Below are 13,987 nucleotides of genomic sequence, written 5' to 3'. Positions count from 1 at the left end.
TGCCATGATGGCGTGCGGTGAACATACCGCATCCGCGATGGGGGCAACCGATGCCGGATCGTATTGACGACTTGATCGTCGTCATCCCAGGTATCCTCGGCAGCGTCTTGGAGCGCGGCGGGAAACGGATCTGGGACCACTCCCTTGCGGCGATGCGCCATGTGTTGCCGCCTCGTAGGTTGGTCTCTGCGCTTAGCCTCGATGATGGCGATGACGTGCGACCGGTCGGCTTGATCAACGGGCTGCACATCGTGCCCGGCCTCTGGGGTATCGATGGTTATGGCCCGCTCTTGGGCTACCTTCGCCGGCAGTTCGACGTCAGTCGTGGCAACCTGATCTCCTTCCCCTACGACTGGCGTCTGTCGTGTGCGGTTAATGCGCGCAGACTTGGCGTCACCGTGGAACGGGAACTGACCCGTCTTCGGGAACATGTGCCTACCGCCAAGGTGACGTACATATGTCACTCAATGGGAGGCCTGATAGCCCGCTACTACCTGGAGGTCCTAGGTGGCCGAGCCTCCGCACGCCGACTGATCACCATTGGAACGCCCCACCAGGGTGCCGCCAAGGCCGCCGCGGCCCTATGTCTGGGCCTCGCTCCCGGGGCGCGGGCCAGGGTCGGACGTTTCGGCCGGGTCCTAGACGACTTGGACGAGGTCGTTCGGACCTTTCCCTCGGTGTACGAGCTGTTGCCCACCTACCGTTGCGTCGACGACGGTACCGGTGAGCTCCGCCACCTCCTTGGATCCGGCGTCCCCATCGACACCTCGCGTATTCGTGAGGGAGCGACGTTCCACCGCGATATCGCCTTGGCGGCCCAGAAAAACGGCCCCAGCCTGCACGAGACTTATCTGTTTGGCGGTCACAGGCACAAAACCGTGCTTAGCCTTCAGCTCACCTCCGCACAAGTAGTTCCGCTACATACCTGGAACGGTGAAGCCGTCAGAGGCGACGGCACCGTGCCCCGATTCGCTACGGCGCTCCCTGAGGCGACCTCCGACACAGACGTCCGCTACTCCGGCGACCGTCATTCCGTCCTCGCCGGCGCCAAGCACCTGCTCGACGCTCTTCATGCGATTCTCACGTCGCAGCCGATCCGCAAGTACCAGGGCCGGGAACTGGGCCTCGGCCTCGATCTACCCGAACTTGTCCCCATGGGCGAGGCCGTGCCAATCGAGGTCGAGGCGGCGGACAACCGCCTTGCTCTCATCGCCAGCGCTGCCCACTATGAGACGGGAGAAATTGTGCGTGGATTGCTGCTGCGGAATCTGGGGGATGGCCGCTATGCCACGGACCTGATCTTGCCGAAGCCCGGCGCGTGGCGCGTCACTGTAAGCGCCCCTGGTCGGATACCGGTCGAGCCTGTGAGCGACATCGTCATGGCGGTGGACCCGATGTAGATCTGTCGTACGGCACCCGGCGCCGTCACCAGGCTGTAGGACGAATGACCCGGATGTGTGATTCGCGGAGGAGTGAAGACCTTCATCTCTGGCGGCCAGTTTCGTGGTGACCGGCCACACACTCTTGGTCCGCGCTGCGTGTCATTGGCCGCTTGACGCGACGCGAATTCTGCGATGCCAGAGTCCAGTCGCTCCTCGTCGAGGCCTGCGCCCGCCGACTACAGAGGTCCCATCTGCGCTTTCTGGTGCGGCTAGCCCTTCGATCCTGCCCGGATAGGAACCAGCATGACGACCAACGTCGTTCGTGGCGATGACCTGCTCGACCATGTCCTCCGGACCAACTTCCCCGGCCATGATCTACTCTCGGCGCCAGTGCAGCCATTGTTAGAGAAGGTTAGCCTCTGGCTACCCCTAGAGGTGTACCGGGAATGGCCCATCATGCTGCCATGGGCGCTCCGAGACCTGGGCTGTCGAGGGAATAAGCGGGACAGGCCGGACATCTGGTCGAGCCCGGCCCCGACGGGCCACTTCCTTGACGACAACACGATGGTTAAGGGTCTCGTGCGGACCGTAAGCGTGCGTAGCCCGGACAGGTGTATCAACGGGAAGCGTCTCCGGGGTGGCTTCGTCGCTGCCCACATTTGGCGCGTGGTTCGGCACCATCAGTTAGCCAGCCGTATCCCTGCGCTGTATACCTTCGTTCCCAACCTCGTCTGGCTGCCTGGTGATGTAGCGAAGCTCACAGACCGCGAAGGCAGCGTCTATCAGCGGACTCTGCAGGCGATGTCATCGCTGATATACCAGGACGCTCCCGTGCGGCCTTCCCTGAAGGGGATCGTCAAGGCGTCCTGGGACATGCTGCCGGTCTCGGACCTGCCGGTCACCGCACCTCTGCCCGAAGAGCTGAGCTGGTTCAACCCGGGTCCGGCTTTTTTCAAACTCCGCCGTACCCGGCTGGACGAGGTTCTGGCGGCCCTCCGCACGCTCGAGGGAGGCAAACCGCTGGTGAGGAAGGTTATCGCTACCCGTTTCACCAAGGGTCTGCCCCAGGTGCCGCCTGGCGTGCGGGCCGAGTTTCTCGCCGATCTCAGCAGGTTCGAGATCGTGCCCTGATGGGTGTCAGGTGAGATGGCACGGCGAGCTCATGCGTCGTGCAGCGACGAACGCTGTCCCTGCTCCCGGTACCCGTCGCTCGCCAGTGCCTCACGCACCCGTGCCCAGACATATGGCCTGAGTAGTTTCCCGGCTTCGTCCGCAGCGAAAAAGCGCACCTCATCCAGCTCATCGTCCAGGGGGTGACGGGGCCGCTCAGTGTCCCTCCGTCGAAGATGAACATCAACGAGTTGTCCCAGGGCCCGTGCGGTGAGACCCAGTCCACCGCAAGCAACCGGCCAACCCTGATATCGAGCCCCAGCTCCTCCTTGATCTCCCGTCGTGCTGCGGCAGCAGGAGACTCATTGGCCTCGGGCATGCCGCCGGGAGGGACCCAGTCCAGCTTGTAAGACAGGTTCACCAGCAAATTCTGAGGGCCACGGAGATTCCGGTCAGCCGCGCAGCTTGGTCAGTGCCTTCCAGCTCTTCAGGGTCGCAACGGCACGCTCGCCGATGGCTCGGATGCGAGCGTGGGCGCGGTTGACGTCTCGCTAGCCGCGTGACAGCCAGGGCCGATAGCGATGCCGCTTGAACGGTGTGCGAATCGTGCCGCCCGCTCCTTGATAGCACTTGTCCGCGAAGGTCTTCACGCCAGCACTCGTCAAGGTGTCGATCAGACCGACCGTCCGAGCTGGGGAGATGTCGTGAATGGCGCCCGGCAGCGCTGTTGAAGCCCACACCAGCCGGCCCACCGGGTCGGCCAGGCGGTCAATCGGGATGAGGGTGCCGTCCAAGATGGCATAGGCCAGCCGGGCCGCGCGCTGGACCGCAGCCCGCACGTCGCCGGCTAGGGCGGTCACAAGGTCGACGGCTTCGCGGAATAGCACTAGGCGGTGGTGCGGAATCGAGGCACGGTAAGACAGCAACCAGGCTCCCGGTTAGGGCATCGGATCTTGGTCGACTGCTGTCTTACCGGGAGCTTCCTCTCAACGCCACCGTTCTGTGCACGCCCATCGTGACCAGCGCCGTCAGGTTGGAAAGAGTTCAGCGCCCTCTCTTTCGAAGCGCACATTCAGCAGATCGGACCTCATAGAGGAGGCCCTTACTGGTGCTCGATAGAATTTCGACCTCATCTGTTCATTACCGCTGCAATGACTACTGCGATCCAGAACGGATACGCTCAAGTTTAGAGCGCACACTGCGAATAAGATTGTGGCTGGGCTCAAAAAGCCGTTCGCATTTAGCTAGCGTCGATTCATACAGCTGGATCGCCTCATCCAAGCGTCCCGCTGCTTCATAGGCGGCCGCGAGATTGTGACCGCTGGCCAAAGCATCGGGGTGTTCGGCACCCAGGGTCTGTTCCCGCCTCCTCAGCGTCGCCTCATGTAGTCGGATCGCCTCGCCCGTGCGTCCCGCCGCCTGGTAAGCGACCGCGAGGCTGTTGCGGGTGCTAAGGATATGGGGATGGTCGGGATCCAAGAGGCGCTCACGGCTGGTCAACGTCGCCTCATACAGCTCGATCGCCTCGTCCAAGCGCCCTGATGCCCGGTAGGCAGCCGCGAGATCATGACGACTGTCCACCGTCTGGAGATGCTCAGCGCCGAGGAGCCGTTCATGTTGGCTCAGGATTGCCTCATATAGTCGGATCGCTTCGTCCATGCGTCCCGCCGCCTGGTAAGCGACCACAAGGTTTTGGCGGTTGATGAGGATATGGGGGTGATCGGGATCCAAGAGGCGCTCACGGCTGGTCAACGTCGCCTCATACAGCTCGATCGCCTCATCCAAGCGCCCTGATGCCTGGTAGACGTATGCAAGGTTATGGCGGCCGTCCACAGTCTGGGGATGCTCAGCGCCGAGGAGCCGTTCCCGTGTCCTCAACGTAGCTTCGAGTAACTGGATCGCCTCGGCGAATCGTCCCGCTGCCTGGTAAGCGCCAGCCAAGTTGTTGCGGTTGGCAAGGATATGAGGATGGTCGGGATCCAAGAGGCGCTCACGGCTGGTCAACGTCGCCTCATACAGCTCGATCGCCTCGTCCAAGCGCCCTGATGCGTGGTAGGCGTGTGCGAGGTTGTGTCTGCCGTCCACAGTCTGGGGATGCTCAGGGCCGAGGAGCCTTTCACTCTCGATCAGCACTGCCTCAAGTAGTCGGATCGCCTCGTCCTTGCGTCCTACCGCCTGGTAGGCTCCCGCGAGATTCTGACGGCTGGCCAAAGTGTAAGGGTGATCGCCTCCTAGGACCTCATCAAAGCCGCCCAAGGCGGTCTCGTACAGCTGGATCGCTTCGCTGAGTTGGCCACCTGACTCGTAAGCACGTGCGAGGTTATAACGACTTGCCAGGGTATGGGGATGGTCGAGGCCCAGCAGCCGCTCCCGCGTCCTCAACGTGACCTCGTGTAGTTTAGTTGCCTCAGTCAATCGTCCCGCTGCCTGGTAGGCACGTGCAAGATTGCTACGACTGGTCAAGGTAGCAGGGTGATCAGGGCCCATTACTTGCCCATAATCCGCCAACGTCGCCTCATGTAGCCGAATCGCCTCATCTAAGCGCCCTGCCACCTCGTAACTGTATGCGAGGTTATTACGGCTAGCGAGAGTATCAGGATGCACGGGCCCTAAGACTTGCTCCATGTCGTTCAGTGTCGCCTTGTGCAGTTGGATTGCCTCGGCCAATCGCCCTGCCACCTGATAGGCATTTGCGAGGCGGCTGCGGCAAGTGAGGGTACAGGTGTGCGTGGGACCTAAAACGCGCTCGCAGTCGGCAAGCGTTTCCTGCAACAGGGGAATAGCCCGATCAAAATCGACTAGCTCCGCTAGATATCCGCCACACCAAGAGCGCAACGTAAGCAAGTTTAGTAAGATGATGTCGACGGCCACGGCAACAGCATGCACTGCGACAGTCTGCTCGAATACGATCTCAACAAACGGGCGTTCAACTTCTTCTGGCAGATCTTCAATGAACCGGCGAAGCACGATGGTGGCACTGTTCAGCACGCCTTGGAGTTGCCCTTGGCGATCGGCGCGTTCACGGAGGACTCGTTGAATCAGGCGATGCATCAGCACAGCCCTGCCGTCCTCACTGAAGCTCACTAGTGAGGTGTCCGCCAGATCCGCCAACAGGCTGTCCCAAAGCTCGCGCTCGGCTGGGTCAGGCGCAATGGAGCCATACAGGATCGAACGGGGAACTCCGGAGGGTGCTAATACTCCGAGCACCGACAGGAGCAAGGAACCGTCCTGGCGGGAAGCTTCGAATTGCATGACTGACAACAGGATGGTTTCTGCAGTGCCGGCTGGATACGGATCATAATCTGACCGAGTCAGGTACCGCTCCAGCGGAAAACTACGCAGCAACTCTAGGTAGATGGCATAGTCGAGACGACGGCGGGCAATCAGCGCAGCGGCTTGCGCCAAGGCCAATGGTAGGAAGCCCAGTTCGTCAGCCAGTTCTGCGGCGCCTTCGGCGTCATCCAAGCCTGTGCGTTCGTCCAGGAACATCACGGCTTGTGCAGGGGTGAAGACCTCGACCTCAACCGGAGGGTATACGTGGCTAAAAGCGCGGTTACGTGAGGTGATGACTACGCGAGTAGCACCCGTAGTCGGGATCCAGTCGCGGACATCAGTCACACTGGTTGCGTTGTCGAACACCAGTAGGCCCGGTTGTGTCGATGCGGCCAGATGCGTGCGTACTCGGCGTGCAGCGGTCGCGGCATCATCATCGGGGCGACGCAAGCCGAGCCGATCGGCAAGTCCTGCCAGTCCCATGATGATCTGGTCGGTTGTCTCAGCAACGATCCAGGCAATCAGCGGCCACTGAGCCTGCTGGCAGGTCCAAGCATACGCGGCTGCCAGCAGGGTCTTCCCAATACCCGGGGTGCCGGTAACTGCTGATATCACCGCAGCACCGGAGTCGGATATTTGATCATGCAAGCGGTTCAGGAATTCCTCACGCGCTTGGAACGCGCGCGGTTTTTCTGGAATGTCTCCCTCAATGATCTGCTGCGGGCGCGTTTCTGTCGTAGCGGCCCACTGTATGAAAATCTGATGTAGGTCGCCTTCGACCTTCCCAGCGACTGGGCCGTGGAATACGCCATGAGAATAATCGACATGATCGCCTTCATAGCGAGGATGCCCTGTCCCCGAGCCAATACCGGGACTATGGCCAGGTTCAGTTGGGTCATGCCTGGTCATCATGGGTATCCCGGCGGGGTGCTGGATTTACGACCTTGCCAGTGACGGGACCGTAGAAGGTGCTGCCGCCGAAGTCGATATGGTCACCATGGTAGGTAGGTTCGGAAGGGGGTGGGTCGTTGGCTGGCGTGTCGGAGGAGACTGGCGCACCGGTCAGCCGATATGTCGTCACAGTGAGGGCCACACTGAAAACGAGCGCGATGCCAACCCACCACCAGTTCCAGATCTCCTCATTGAGTATCTGGTTGCTGGCGACTGCGACCGCCACTGGCAAGATCGCCGACCCTGCTAGTAGAGTCACCCGCTTCGGCGAGGAGGGAAAGGCCATGGCACCATCATCAACGAAAGCCGAGCTGTTGTCCCGTCCATCGGACGACGACTGCGGCGTGCTCACGACGTAGTCGCTGCCCTGCTGCGCCCGGCCGACGACGAGGGCGAGGCAGACGGTGACCTGCCGCCTCTGGTGCTCGCCGTCGTGGAACTGGAGCGCGGAGTCCGGCTGACCGGCGACATGCCAACCGGGCACAGTCGATTTCGCCTCTCGGACGCTGGCCGAACGATTGGTACCTACGGACAGTGACCGCGATGGTGAGCCTGTGGGTCACTGGTTTCTCATGCGATCGGGCTGGGGGACATACGCGGGATGATCTTGCATGAGCCATGCGCCACGTCGGCCATCTGCCCAGTTCAACCCGCCTAAGCAATCGGAACGGCCTCCACTCTCCTAAAGCGGGTGCCGCAGGTTCGAATCCTGCCGGGGGCACTCACCTAGATCGGCATTTCGTGCCTCTGACCTGCGGTTCCACAACCACAGGTCTTTGGTTTTGCGTCCTTGGTAGGCAGCAGACGGTGCCCGCATGCAACCATAAGACCATGATCAGGGGACATGCGCGGGATGATCTTGATGACGTTTCCCCAGGTCGGGCCGCATTCTAGGCCGTCACGTTGCCCGGTACCCGCTTCCGGCCGCGCGGCATGGGGCGGAACACAGCCACCCTGATCGTGCCAAATACGTGCGTAACTCCGATTGAAGCCCACACTTACCGACCCAGTATGCGGGCCGCTCCGGCGACAACGGTGGTCTCCGGCACCCAGTCAACCGCGATCAGCCCGTAAGAGAGGCATAGGATGTCGGCGTCGCAGCATTCGAGCCAGGGGCGAGTTCGTCGAAGCTCGCGCCTCCCCAGGGCGTTGAGAGAGATGATCTGCACGGGGACGAACCCTAGATCACGCCGGTTCCGGCGAACCCTGGGGTGACACGCTCGAGGGCGACGTCGAGCACGCCGTACGACCTCTAGACGTACGTTGTTCTGCCCCTTCCCCGCCGCCAGCCCTCAGGCACCGCACAACCCGACACCTTCCACGCCATCACGGGTCGACCGCCACAACAGCGACACCCGGAGCACCGGCACCACCCGCAGGTGCCCGGGGTTCTGCTATGCAGCGAAGAGCTGGCGACCACGGACGCATGCACGGTCAGCGTCTTCACCTGACGCCCGGCGGGCCGATGTCAGGCAAGAGCAGGGCCGGCTCAACCGGGTCACTCGGCCAGGGCCACGACCCTCTGCTTGCCATCCAGCTCTATCGATGGCTCGTATTCGTGACGTGGCTTGCGATGTGCGAGCCGTACGGGGAGCACTTCACCGGGTCCAGGCACAGGAAGCCCAAGCTTCGTGGCGATGTCGGCATGATTTTGATACGGACCTAGGATGACGATGCCTTCGGAGCGAAGGGTGCTACGCGCGCCACCGTTGCCTCGCACGCGCTTCATGTAGTCCTCCTGCATGGCCACCGTGGCGACAGAATTCCTGCTTATTAGACGGCCTTGCGCCCTTCGGAACAGTTCATTGACCCGTTTCTGGCAGCGCGGCCACCCCGACCAGCAGGACCGCCGCGAGATCGACCACGTTCAGCACGTGGTCGACACCACCGGCGCCGATTCTCACCGAGACTCTCCGGCTTTCAAGGCGGTCTTGAGGACGTCGATGGCCTGGGCCGTGGCGGCGCTGGTGGCCTCGGTGGCGCGGACGGGGTTGAGCATCATGAAGTCGTGCAGCGTGCCGTTGTAGCGGACGCTGGAGGTGGGCACCCCGGCCGCGATCAGCTTGCGGGCGTAGGCTTCGCCCTCGTCACGCAACACGTCATTCTCGTCGACGATGACGAACGCGGGCGGCAGGCCCTCGAGGTCGTTCAGTGAGGCGCGCAGCGGCGACGCGGTGATCTCGGCGCGCTGAGCGGGATCTGTGGTGTAGGCGTCCCAGAACCAGGCCATCGCCTTGGCCGTCAGGTACGGCCCGTCGGCGAATTCTCGGTAGCTGTCGGTGTCCTGGCCGGCGTCGGTGACCGGGTAGTACAGGGACTGGTGCACGAAATGCAAGTCACCGCGCTGCTTGGCCAGGATGGTCAGAGCCGCTGTCATGTTGCCTCCGACCGAGTCGCCCGCGACGGCCATCCAGGAGGGGTCCAACCCCTCCTCGGCACCGAACTTCACGATCCATTGGGCGGTGGCATAAGCCTGCTCGATGGCTACCGGGTAGCGGGCCTCGGGCGAGCGGTCGTACTCGACGAAGACGACGGCCGCGCCCGCGCCGACTGCGAGCTCGCGCACGAGCCGGTCATGGGTGCCCGCGTTGCCGATGACCCAGCCGCCGCCGTGCACGTACAGGACGACGGGGAGCGTGCCCGTCGAGCCGACGGGCTTGACGATCCGCACCCGCACGTGGCCGACCTCGGCGGGGACGGCGATCCACTTCTCGTCCACGTCCGGCTTGGCGATCGGGGCGGCTTGGAGGTCGTCGAGGACCTTGCGGACGCCCTCGGGGCCGAGCTCGTGCAGGAACGGCGGGTTCGAGGTGGCCTGCGCCAGTTCCCAGGCGGCGGGCTCGAAGATGTGCCTGTTCATGCCGCGCCGTCTTTCGCTGTCGAGCAGCTACGTGCTTCGCGCGACACGTAGGCGAAGGTGGGACCGGCGCCGCCAGGCAGCGCCATCAGGGCCTGCGCCTGGGCCCTGAGCGTGAACATGGTGCGGGTGGCGTCCGTGAGCCGCTCCGGGTTGCCGTTGAATGCCTGCTCCAGCAGGTTCAGCAGGGTGCTGTAGGTGGTGTCGAACAGATCCTGCGCCGCCCGTACGGCACTGCCCGGCTCGGCGGGCCGCGGATTGGGTGTCATCGGTAGCACGCCGTCCGGGTCGACGCCGACCTTCTCCCCGGTCGGGCCGGTTCTCGGGGTGTCGCCCCGCTGGTAACGGCGGCCGAGCTTGAGCTCATGAAAGCGGTAGTAGTGGGCGACCTCTTTCCGCTCGGGGTGGAGGACGTCCTGGTCGCCGTCCCAGACCTCGCCGCGGGCGTTGCCCTCCCCCTGCTCGACGATCTCCTTCAGCGCGCCGAGCGCGGACTCCAGATCCTCGACGGCGAACAGCGATCCGGCAGTGTGACGGAAGTGGGCGCCGCTCACCTGCCGGGCCGGGTCGCCGCAGAACACCTCCTTCTCACCGAGCGTTTCGCACAGGTGGCGCAACCCCTGCTCGATCGCGGCGTAGAACTGCCCGATCGTCTCGTAGTCGTCGTCCTCCGGCGGTGCGCCGGGCGGTGCGGGCCGTTCCAGGCGCAGGAACATCTCCAGCGCCTCCGCACCGAACGGCACCAGCGACACCTCCAGACCGCCATGAGGCAGCTTGCGCGGATGCGGCGGCAGCATCCCCGGCATGTCCAGACGCGGCGTGCCACCGACGGCGTTGAGCAGGTTCGCCGCCAGCGCCAGATGCAGCATCTCCTCCACGAAGACGCCGCTCACCACCTCCACAGCCGCCGGGTTACGCTCCGGATCCAACGAGTACAGCGCCGTCAAGTACGGCGGCAGCGTCGCATGCTCCAGCTCGATCGCCCACTGCAGGTGCTCACGCAGGCTGCCGAGCGTGCCGATCCGCGGCTCAGGCAACGTCGTCACCCGGCCGCGAGCCGTCCTCCAGCACCTCGACCGCGTCGCGCAGCCCCCGCAGAGCGATCTTCTCGCGCTCGACGTCCGTCGGGTCGTACAGCCACTCGGTGACCGGCTGCCCCACCTCCTCCTCCGGGTGGCTGGCCTCGGCGATGATCAGCTCCTCCTCGATCTCGACGTGGAGCTCGTACAGGAGCTCGTTCTCACCGTTCGGGGTGCTCATGTCTCCTCCAAGGGATCTACACGGCGATCTGGCCGGCGGCCGGCGTCGACTCGATCAGGATCGGCCGGACCCCGAACCGCTCAGCCCGCCGGCCCGCCGACTCCCGCGCCCATGTGGTCCGATCGCCAGCTAAGACAGGGCAGCCTCGGCATTTGTGACAAGGTCCGGCTATTCGACGAGCTTTCCCACGGTGGAGACCTCGCGCATGAGGGCCGCGATCTCGGCGGCGATCGGCGGGATGCTCTCCCGCTCCACCGATCCGGGGCCGGACCACACGAGGTTGACCTGCAGTGCGGGGTCGAGTTCCGGGTAGTCGGAGCGGTTGTGGCAGCCGCGGGTCTCGCGGCGCTCGATCGCGGTTTCGATGGTCGCGCGCGCGGCGAGCGCCGAGGACTTCAGGTCGAAGGCGTGGGCCAGGTCCTGGAAGCCGGCGATGTCCGGGTGCACGCCCATCCCGCTGATGCGCGCCTCTACCGCGGCCAGCTCGGCGAGGCCTTTTCGCAAGCCGCCCTCGTCGCGTACCACTCCGGCGTGCTCCGTCATGATGTCGCGGAGCGCTCGCTGCAGCGACCGCACGTTCTCCGGGCCGTCGGCGGACAGGAGCTCGTCCACTTCCTCCCGCGCTGCGGCGAGCGCCTCGGCGGAGCGGCGCTGCGCGCCGAGACCCGCGGAATACTCCGCCGCCGCCCGCCCGACGATGCGGCCGAAGACGAGGAGCTCGATGAGGGAGTTGCCGCCCAGGCGGTTGGCGCCGTGCAGGCCGCTGGCCGCCTCCCCGATCGCGTACAGGCCGTCGACGTCCGTGCCGTGGTCCTCCGGGCGTACCCAGACACCACCCATCGAGTAGTGTGCGGTCGGCGCGACCTCGATCGGCTCCTTGGTGATGTCGAGCATCTGCAGTTCCAGGAGCGTCTGGTAGACGCGAGGCAGCCGCGTCATGATCGTCTCGCGCGGCAGATGCGACACGTCCAGCCACACGCCGCCGTCCGGGGTGCCGCGACCTTCCTTGATCTCTGTGTACGCGGCCAGCGCGACCCGATCGCGCGTGGACAACTCCATCCGCTCCGGGTCATACCGGGACATGAATCGCTCGCCGAGCCGGTTGCGCAGGACCCCGCCCTCCCCCCGTGCCGCCTCGGAGACGAGCGTGCCTGCCGCGTTCTCCGGTGCGATGAGACCAGAGGGGTGGAACTGCACCAGCTCGGGGTCGCGGATGCGGCAGCCGGCCAGGACGGCCAGGCGGAAGGAGTCGCCGGTGTTCTCGTCGCGCCGGGAGGAGGTGCGCCGCCAGATCCTGGTGTGGCCGCCCGCGGCCAGGATCACCGCATCGGCATGGATGACGTAGCGGCTGCCGTCGGTCAGGTCGAACCCGTACGCGCCGAACACCGCGTTGTCGCGCACGAGAATCCGCGTGATGTACACCGTGTCGAGGACGCGGACGTCGAGCTGGGCCGCCCGGTTGATCAGCGTGCGCTGGATCTCGAGTCCGGTGTAGTCCCCCGCGTACGAGGTGCGCCGGAAGGTGTGGGCGCCGAAGAAGCGCTGGGAGATCCGCCCGTCCCGCTCGCGTGCGAACGGCATGCCGTACCGCACGAGGTCCTCGATGCCACGCGCGGCCCCCTCGGTGACGATGCGCACCGTCTCGGGGTTGGCCAGCAGGTAGCTCTCCTTGAGAGTGTCGGCCGCGTGCTGCTGCCAGGTGTCCTCGGGGTCCATCGTGGCGAGGGCCGCGTTGATGCCGCCTGCCGCGAGCGAGGTGTGTGCGTCCGCCTTCGGCCGTTTGCCGACCGCGAGGACATCCACCCCGCGCTCGGCGAGTTCGACGGCCGCCCGCAGCCCGGCCCCTCCCGTCCCGATGACCAGGACGGACGTGGCGATTCTGTTCTCTGACGCGTACATGATGCTCCTTCAGCTACGTGCCGCCCAGATGGCGACGGCGACCAGCGCGACGCAGGCGGCCGCGATCAGCGCGACCACGGCGGCCACCCCGATCCACGGCGCCGCGAGCGGCGACAACACGACGGCGCCGACGCACCCTGCCACGGCAGTGCGGGGGATGACGGAGTCCGCGTCGACCAGCGCATGCACCGCCCGGAGCAGGATGAGATACACCCCGACCGGGACGGCGACCGCGTAGCCGATCGCCATCGGCGATGCCGCCACCTGGCGCCCGCTCTGCTCCACCGCGACCTCGAGCCCGGCGCCGAGGGCCGCCAGCGCGGCGAAGATGCCGAAGTGGCCGTACCCCCACCAGTACGACCGATGCCGCCGCTCACTGAGCCCCTCCCCTGCCTCGACCAGGAAGTACAGCCACCACAGGGCGAACAGCAGGACGAGACCGGATCCGGCGATGACGACGAGGGGAGCCGCTTCGAGCGCCCCTTCAACCCCTCTGCTCGCGGCCAGGACACTCTCGCCCAGCAAAATGATCGTGAACAGGCCGTAGCGCTCGGCGATGTGCTGCGGGTGCCAGGTGGTTGCCCTGACCCGCTCCGCCCACCACGGCACCGCCAGCTCCAGGACGACCAGGCAGGCGAAGAACGGCAGCTGGAGCGACGCCGGCAGGAGGCCGGCGGTCAGGAGAGCGAGCCGGAGCAACCAGCCCAGCTCGACCAGACCTATGCCCGCGGCGTAGCGGAGCCCCGTACGGCGGCTCGCCGGGTCTTCGAACGCGGCCCTCAGCCATTGGGCGACGAGCCCGATCCTCATGACGAGGTAGCCCAGGGTGATGATCCCGTAGTCGGAGTGGCCGGCCGCGGCGGGCACGCCGACGGCGAGGACCAGCACCCCCGCCATCTGCACCATGGTCAGCAGCCGGTAGGGAACGTCGTCGGTGTCGTACGACGAGGCGAACCAGGTGAAGTTCATCCACGCCCACCAGATGGCGAAGAACACCTGGAGGAACGGGACCAGCCCGGTCAGGCCATGACCTTCGGCGATGACGTGCGCGAACTGCGCCGTGACGGCCGCGACCGCGACCACGAAGGTGAGATCGAAGAGGAGCTCGAGCTGGCTCGACGCGCGATGCGGCTCGTCGACGGGCCGTGAGCTCATCCTGACCCGGATCCGGATGGTGGTCATGGTCGAGGGCACGCTCCCGCTCCTGTCGCTCTTTCGGCGTCCGATTCACCCGAAAGACCGGACGGCGTCGTGA

The 13,987-nt window shown here is 65.0% G+C and carries 11 protein-coding genes and 1 pseudogene; 2 read left to right on the top strand and 10 right to left on the bottom strand.

Annotated elements, in window-relative coordinates; all coding sequences use genetic code 11:
* Positions 1-71 precede the first annotated feature (71 nt).
* Entirely contained in the window at positions 72-1,400 is a 1,329-nt protein-coding gene (locus ACNF49_RS08920; RefSeq protein WP_397192439.1) for an esterase/lipase family protein, read from the top strand.
* Positions 1,401-1,685: 285 nt separating this feature from the next.
* Positions 1,686-2,513, top strand: a complete 828-nt coding sequence (locus ACNF49_RS08915) for a hypothetical protein (protein WP_397192440.1) — start codon at positions 1,686-1,688, stop codon at positions 2,511-2,513.
* On the opposite strand, the gene ACNF49_RS08910 is transcribed toward ACNF49_RS08915, so the two are convergent.
* The 10 genes and pseudogenes from ACNF49_RS08910 to ACNF49_RS08865 form a co-directional block, all read right to left on the bottom strand.
* Positions 2,488-2,913 (bottom strand): NUDIX domain-containing protein, encoded by a 426-nt coding sequence (locus ACNF49_RS08910; RefSeq protein WP_498702269.1) that lies wholly within the window; start codon positions 2,911-2,913, stop codon positions 2,488-2,490. The two genes, ACNF49_RS08915 and ACNF49_RS08910, sit on opposite strands and share 26 nt — an antisense overlap.
* Before the next feature lie 37 nt (positions 2,914-2,950).
* Positions 2,951-3,370 (bottom strand): annotated as a pseudogene (locus ACNF49_RS08905) (transposase family protein); the annotation flags it as partial.
* 277 nt (positions 3,371-3,647) lie between these two features.
* On the bottom strand, positions 3,648-6,674 hold the full coding sequence (locus ACNF49_RS08900) for a tetratricopeptide repeat protein (RefSeq protein WP_498702268.1): 3,027 nt from the start codon (positions 6,672-6,674) through the stop codon (positions 3,648-3,650).
* Entirely contained in the window at positions 6,661-7,200 is a 540-nt protein-coding gene (locus tag ACNF49_RS08895) for a hypothetical protein (RefSeq protein ID WP_482943377.1), read from the bottom strand. The genes ACNF49_RS08900 and ACNF49_RS08895 overlap by 14 nt, the downstream gene beginning before the upstream one ends.
* A 1,014-nt stretch (positions 7,201-8,214) precedes the next feature.
* Complete coding sequence (locus tag ACNF49_RS08890) at positions 8,215-8,490, bottom strand: NaeI family type II restriction endonuclease (RefSeq protein ID WP_482945497.1); 276 nt, start codon at positions 8,488-8,490, stop codon at positions 8,215-8,217.
* A 126-nt stretch (positions 8,491-8,616) separates the two neighbouring features.
* On the bottom strand, positions 8,617-9,576 hold the full coding sequence (locus ACNF49_RS08885) for an alpha/beta hydrolase (RefSeq protein WP_482943376.1): 960 nt from the start codon (positions 9,574-9,576) through the stop codon (positions 8,617-8,619).
* Complete coding sequence (locus tag ACNF49_RS08880; protein ID WP_498702267.1) at positions 9,573-10,619, bottom strand: ferritin-like domain-containing protein; 1,047 nt, start codon at positions 10,617-10,619, stop codon at positions 9,573-9,575. Before ACNF49_RS08880 ends, ACNF49_RS08885 begins: the two co-directional genes overlap by 4 nt.
* Positions 10,603-10,833 (bottom strand): hypothetical protein, encoded by a 231-nt coding sequence (locus ACNF49_RS08875; protein ID WP_482943374.1) that lies wholly within the window; start codon positions 10,831-10,833, stop codon positions 10,603-10,605. Before ACNF49_RS08875 ends, ACNF49_RS08880 begins: the two co-directional genes overlap by 17 nt.
* Positions 10,834-11,001: 168 nt before the next feature.
* Positions 11,002-12,732 carry an L-aspartate oxidase gene (locus ACNF49_RS08870; RefSeq protein WP_482943373.1) on the bottom strand — a complete coding sequence of 577 codons (1,731 nt, stop codon included), beginning with the start codon at positions 12,730-12,732 and terminating at the stop codon, positions 11,002-11,004.
* 9 nt (positions 12,733-12,741) lie between these two features.
* Positions 12,742-13,926 (bottom strand): low temperature requirement protein A, encoded by a 1,185-nt coding sequence (locus ACNF49_RS08865; RefSeq protein ID WP_482943372.1) that lies wholly within the window; start codon positions 13,924-13,926, stop codon positions 12,742-12,744.
* Between the last annotated feature and the right edge of the window lie 61 nt (positions 13,927-13,987).

It is taken from the genome of Actinomadura sp. ATCC 39365 (assembly GCF_054392275.1).
The sequence above is the reverse complement of the archived record's forward strand: the minus strand, read 5'-3'. Positions and strand labels throughout refer to the sequence as shown.